Annotated in this window: 1 pseudogene; it reads left to right on the forward strand. The window is 56.4% G+C overall.

The window, feature by feature from the left end:
* Positions 1 to 52: 52 nt before the first annotated feature.
* Positions 53 to 798, forward strand: a pseudogene (locus ASILVAE211_RS25865) (IS5 family transposase); the annotation flags it as partial.

Consider the following 798-nt stretch of genomic DNA (forward strand, 5'->3'; position numbering starts at 1 on the left):
GCTTTGAGCGGCTCGCTGTCGTGTGATTCGATTTCTAAAAGGAGATCGAATCATGGCGCGTTTTGATCTGAGTGATTTCGAATGGTCGGTGATCCAGCCGCTGCTGCCAACGAAGGTTCGAGGCGTGCCACGGGTCGATGATCGACGGGTATTGAATGGGATATTTTGGCGTCTGCGGACAGGCGCTCCTTGGGCCGATATCCCGCAGCGGTATGGGCCGCATACAACCTGCGTTAATCGCTTCAACCGCTGGCGCAAGGCAGGCGTTTGGGGAAGAATTCTGGAAGCTGTATCAAAGGCTTATGATGGCGACATCCAGATGATCGACAGTTCCTCGATCCGCGTCCATCAACACGCGGCCAACGCCCAAAAAAAGATGGATCCAGTTGCATGGGTCGCTCGCGCGGCGGCCTGACAACCAAAATCCACGCCCTGGTTGACGCCGAAGGCTTGCCAATCATGCTCAAGCTCACTCCGGGGCAAGCCCATGATGGGCGAAGTGCCGAAACCATGTTGACAAGCATCGGCGCTGGCGACGTCCTGCTGGCAGATCGTGCCTATGATGCCGATGCGCTGCGCGCAGAATTGGCGAGGCGCGGTGCCTGGGCAAATATCAAGCCAATGCCGAACCGCAAAAATGTCCCGGCCTTCAGTGCCTTCCTTTATCGGTATCGCAATCTCGTCGAGCGTTTCTTCAATCGTCTCAAGCACTTCCGAGCTATCGCCACGCGCTATGATAAGCGAGACGACAACTTTCTAGCTTCCGTGCAACTCGCCTCAATCCGCATCTGGTTGCGG

The organism is Acidisoma silvae, from assembly GCF_020618775.1.
Lineage (GTDB): Bacteria > Pseudomonadota > Alphaproteobacteria > Acetobacterales > Acetobacteraceae > Acidisoma > Acidisoma silvae.